General features: G+C 72.0%; 7 protein-coding genes. All 7 read right to left on the minus strand.

The window, feature by feature from the left end; genetic code table 11:
• Nucleotides 1-390, minus strand: a 390-nt coding sequence (locus ACXJKL_RS14740) for a primosomal protein N' family DNA-binding protein (protein ID WP_457207796.1), incomplete at its 3' end; no start/stop codon positions are given.
• 53 nt (nt 391-443) lie between these two features.
• Nucleotides 444-1,646 carry a methionine adenosyltransferase gene (gene metK, locus ACXJKL_RS14745; RefSeq protein WP_457207797.1) on the minus strand — a complete coding sequence of 401 codons (1,203 nt, stop codon included), beginning with the start codon at nt 1,644-1,646 and terminating at the stop codon, nt 444-446.
• 70 nt (nt 1,647-1,716) lie between these two features.
• A complete protein-coding gene (gene coaBC / locus ACXJKL_RS14750; protein ID WP_457207798.1) occupies nt 1,717-2,952 on the minus strand; it encodes a bifunctional phosphopantothenoylcysteine decarboxylase/phosphopantothenate--cysteine ligase CoaBC in 1,236 nt (411 codons plus the stop codon).
• Between the two features lie 43 nt (nt 2,953-2,995).
• Nucleotides 2,996-3,325, minus strand: coding sequence for a DNA-directed RNA polymerase subunit omega (rpoZ, locus tag ACXJKL_RS14755; RefSeq protein ID WP_056924469.1), 330 nt, complete (start codon nt 3,323-3,325; stop codon nt 2,996-2,998).
• A gap of 57 nt (nt 3,326-3,382) precedes the next feature.
• The gene (gene gmk, locus ACXJKL_RS14760; protein WP_457207799.1) at nt 3,383-3,973 is read right to left on the minus strand and encodes a guanylate kinase; all 591 of its coding nucleotides are present in this window, start codon (nt 3,971-3,973) and stop codon (nt 3,383-3,385) included.
• Nucleotides 3,970-4,296 (minus strand): integration host factor, actinobacterial type, encoded by a 327-nt coding sequence (mihF, locus tag ACXJKL_RS14765; RefSeq protein ID WP_457207800.1) that lies wholly within the window; start codon nt 4,294-4,296, stop codon nt 3,970-3,972. The genes gmk and mihF overlap by 4 nt, the downstream gene beginning before the upstream one ends.
• A 151-nt stretch (nt 4,297-4,447) precedes the next feature.
• Nucleotides 4,448-4,790: hypothetical protein (locus ACXJKL_RS14770; protein WP_457207801.1), on the minus strand; the 343-nt coding region annotated here is incomplete at its 5' end.

Raw genomic sequence — 4,790 nt, forward strand, 5'->3', positions numbered from 1 at the left:
GGCCACAGCGGCCGTGAGGTCGGCGACGACGGAGCTGAGCACCGGCTCGGGGCTGACGACGCGCCGCAGCGGCTGCAGGCGACCGGTGTGCTCGGTCGTCGAGGCGCGCGCGACGACGAAGCCACCGACGTCCTGACCGGCGAATCGGACCTTGACCCGGGCGCCGGGGACCGCGGTCGCGGCGTACGCCTCAGGGACGGCGTAGTCGAAGGTGCGGTCGAGGTGTGCCAGCGGCACGTCGACGAGGACGCGGGCGACCGGGTCGACGTCGGCCGGCTCGAACTCGGCGGCCTTGCGGGCCCGGGTGGCGGCGGCGCGGGCCCTGCCGTCAGCGACGGACGCACGGAGGCCGGGCAGCATCTCTGCCGGCCCGGCCTCGTGGTTGGTCATGGTCGGCATTCAACCAATCCGGACCGACATCGCCCCGACCGGTGCGGAACGGATCACGCCCCGGCGGCGGCCCTGAGCTTGTCGGCGCGGTCGGTGTGCTCCCAGGTGAAGTCGGGCAGCTCGCGACCGAAGTGGCCGTAGGCCGACGTCTGGGCGTAGATCGGGCGCAGCAGGTCGAGATCGCGGATGATCGCGGCCGGACGGAGGTCGAAGACCTCCAGCACGGCGGCCTGGATCGCCTCGTCGGAGACGACGCCGGTCCCGAAGGTCTGGATGAAGACACCCACGGGCGCGGCCTTGCCGATGGCGTAGGCGACCTGCGCCTCGCAGCGACGGGCGAGGCCGGCGGCCACGACGTTCTTGGCCACCCAGCGCATCGCGTACGCCGCGGAGCGGTCGACCTTGGACGGGTCCTTGCCGGAGAAGGCGCCGCCACCGTGGCGCGCCATGCCCCCGTAGGTGTCCACGATGATCTTGCGACCGGTGAGGCCGGCGTCGCCCATCGGGCCACCGACGACGAACTTGCCGGTGGGGTTGACCAGCAGGCGGTAGCCCTCGGACGGGATGTCGAAGCCGGCCAGCACCACGTCGATGACGTGCTGCTTGATGTCGGCCTCGAGGGTGGCGTGGTCGACGTCCTCGGAGTGCTGGGTGGACAGCACGACGGTGTCGATGCGCACCGGGCGGTCCTGCTCGTCGTACTCGATGGTGACCTGGGTCTTGCCGTCCGGGCGGAGGTAGGCGAGCGTCTCGTCCTTGCGGACCTCGGTCAGTCGCTGCGCGAGCCGCTGGGCGATCATGATCGGCAGCGGCATCAGCTCGGGGGTGTCGTCGCAGGCGTAGCCGAACATGAGGCCCTGGTCGCCGGCGCCGCGGCGGTCGAGGTCGTCCTCGGAGGAACCGACGCGGGACTCGTGCCCGCTGTCGACCCCGGCGGCGATGTCGCTGGACTGGGCGCCGATGGCGACCTGGACGCCGCACGTGGCGCCGTCGAAGCCCTTGTCGGAGGAGTCGTAGCCGATCTCGAGGATCGCCTTGCGGACCAGGTCCGCGACCGGCGCGTAGGCGTTGGTGCGCACCTCGCCGGCCACGACGACCAGCCCGGTCGTCAGCAGCGTCTCGACCGCGACCCGCAGGTTCTCGCGGTCGGGGTCGTGCTCCATGAGGTGGTCCAGCACCGAGTCGCTGATCCGGTCGGCGATCTTGTCCGGGTGACCCTCGGTCACGGACTCGGAGGTGAAGAGGCGTCCAGCCACGGAAGATGCTCCTGTCGAGGTGCTCGGGTGACCCACGGTATTCCGTGGCCCACTATGCAAGATGCCCGTCTCAGCGGGCGAATCGACTCGCGACCTCGTCCCACACCACGTGGGCGAGGGCGCTCTTGGTGCCGTGGGGCACGTCGACCGTGGCCCCGTCGACGGCCAGGATCACGGCCTCGTTGTCGGGGCTGCCGAACACGGCGCCCCCGCTGACGTCGTTGACCACGAGCAGGTCGCAGCCCTTGCGGGCCAGCTTGGCGCGCGCGAGGTCGAGGACGTCGCCGGTGTCGTCGCCCGTCTCGGCCGCGAACCCGACGATGACCGTCCCGGGGCGCTGCCGCTCGTGGGAGATCTCCTTGAGGATGTCGGGGTTCTGCTCGAGCTCGATCGCCGGCGCGGAGCCGTCGTCGGCCTTCTTGATCTTGGCCTCGCTGACCGCGGTCGGGCGGAAGTCGGCCGGGGCCGCCGCCATCACCACCGCGTCGGCGGAGCCGGCAGCCAGCACGACCTCGTCGCGCAGCTGCGCCGTCGTCTCGACCCGGACGACCTTGACGCCGGCCGGGTCGGCCAGCGTGACGTTGGCGCTGACGAGGGTGACCTCGGCGCCGCGGGCGGCAGCGGCCCGGGCGAGGGCGTATCCCTGGAGGCCGGACGAGCGGTTGCCGAGGAAGCGGACCGGGTCGAGGTACTCCCGGGTGCCGCCGGCGCTCACCACGACGCGTCGACCGCTCAGGTCGGTCGCCGTGGCACCGCGCGCGAGCACCTCGAGCGCGAGCTCGAAGATCTCGCCCGGCTCGGGCAGGCGGCCCTTGCCGGTGTCCTTGCCGGTGAGACGGCCCTCGGCGGGCTCGACGACGATCACACCGCGGGCGCGCAGGGTCGCGACGTTGGCGGCGGTGGCGGGGTGCTCCCACATCTCGGTGTGCATGGCCGGCGCCAGCACGACCGGGCACCGGGCGGTGAGCAGGGTGTTGGTGAGCAGGTCGTCGGCGAGCCCGTGGGCCGCCCGCGCCATCAGGTCGGCGGTCGCCGGYGCCACCACGACGAGGTCGGCCGACTGGCCGATGCGCACGTGCGGCACCTCGTGGACGTCGGACCACACGTCGGTCGAGACCGGCTTGCCGGACAGCGCCGCCCACGTCGGGGCCCCGACGAACTCGAGGGCCGCTGCCGTGGGGACCACCGTGACGTCGTGGCCGGACTCGGTGAGGCGGCGCAGGAGCTCGCACGCCTTGTAGGCGGCGATGCCGCCACCGACCCCGAGGACGACTCGTGGCCGCTTCCCCGCCGGGGAAACGGCCACGTCGTCGAGAGTCTCGCGGACGGAGTCGTCCGGGGAGGTCACGTCACTCCGAGAAGGTCGACGCCTCGGCGCGCGCGGCCGCGGCAGCGGCCTCCTCGGCGGCGAGCTCGGCCGGGTCGACGTCCTCGCAGGTGAGGAGGTCCTCGTTGATCTCGCGCAGCGCGATCGAGAGCGGCTTCTCCTGGACGACGGTGTCGACCAGCGGGCCGACGTACTCCAGCAGGCCCTCGCCGAGCTGGGAGTAGTAGGCGTTGATCTGGCGGGCGCGCTTGGCGCTGTAGAGAACCAGCTTGTACTTGCTGTCGGTCTTGGTGAGCAGGTCGTCGATCGAGGGGTTGGTCACGCCCTCGGCGGCGATGTTGGGGGCAGACACAGCTGGGAGCCTCACAGAGAGTGGTTGGTGCAGAATTGTCGTGGTGATCCGGCCCGATCAGTCCGGGGCAGGGTCCGACGCGGGGTCGATCCTCATCAAGGTTACCAACTCGTCCGCGGCAGCGTGAACTTCGTGGTTGACCACGGTCACGTCGAACTCCGACTCGGCCGCMAGCTCGTCGCGGGCCGTGGCCAGTCGACGCTCCCGCTGGGACTCGGTCTCGGTGCCGCGACCGACGAGGCGGCGTACCAGCTCGTCCCACGACGGCGGCTTGAGGAACACGAAGAGAGCCTCGGGCATGGTCGTGCGGACCTGCCGCGCGCCCTGGAGGTCGATCTCGAGCATCGCCGGGTGACCGGAGGCCAGCGCCAGCTCGACGGGACCGCGCGGCGTGCCGTAGCGGTGCGTGCCGTGGACGGTCGCCCACTCGAGGAGGTCGCCGCGCTCGACCATGGCGTCGAAGTCGTCGTCGGAGACGAACCAGTAGTGGACGCCGTTCTCCTCGCCGGGACGCGGGTCACGCGTCGTCGCCGAGACCGACAGCCAGACCTCCGGGTGGTGCCGGCGCACCTCGGCGGCCACGGTGCCCTTGCCGACGGCCGTGGGGCCGGCGAGCACGATCAGTCGGGACCGGCGTGGCTCGCTCAAGACTCCTCGCGGGGGCCGAACTCACGCTGGAGCGCGGCGACCTGCTTGATCCCCAGGCCACGGACGCGACGGCTCTCGGCGATGCCGAGGCGCTCCATCACCTGCCGGGCCCGGACCTTGCCGAGGCCGGGCATCGACTGGAGCAGCTCGACGACGCGCATCTTGCCGATGACCTCGTTGTCCTGCCCCTCGTGGACGACGTCCATGAGCGAGGCGCCCGAGTTCTTGAGCCGGTTCTTGACCTCGGCGCGCTCCCGTCGGGAGGCGGCGGCCTTGTCGAGGGCCGCCAGGCGCTGCTCGGGCGTGAGAGGGGGCAAGGCCACGAAACGGGTCCTTCTGGCTGTGTGTCGGGGTGTGTGTCGGGGTGTGTGGGTCGGTCCGTGCGGCCGTTGGTCGGGGTGGTCGCGGGTGGGACGACCCGGTCAATCTAGTCAGAACGACGGACGCCCTGCAATGCGGGGTGGGGACCGACCGCTACTGGCTCAGCGGCGTCCCGCACACGTCGAGGGCCTGCTGCTCGATGCCGCCCATCGCCTCGATCGTCCCCGTCTCCCCCAGCGCCCGCGCAGCCGACTCCACGGCCCGCCGGTCCTCGTCGGGGAGGTCCTGCGGCGTGACCTCGGGGTCGTACGACGCGGGGTCGACGTCCGCGGCGGCGAGGGCCTCCTGGAGGTCCTCGAGCCTGGTGACGACCTGGGTCCACTCGTCCCGGAGGTCGTCGGGAGCCTGCGCGCGCAGGTCACGGTAGGCGTCCAGGGCTCCGAGGATCGCACCGGGCTCGCCGCTGGCGGCGATGTCGCTCAGCTCGGCCTGGTGC

It is taken from the genome of Nocardioides sp. P5_C9_2 (assembly GCF_054049555.1).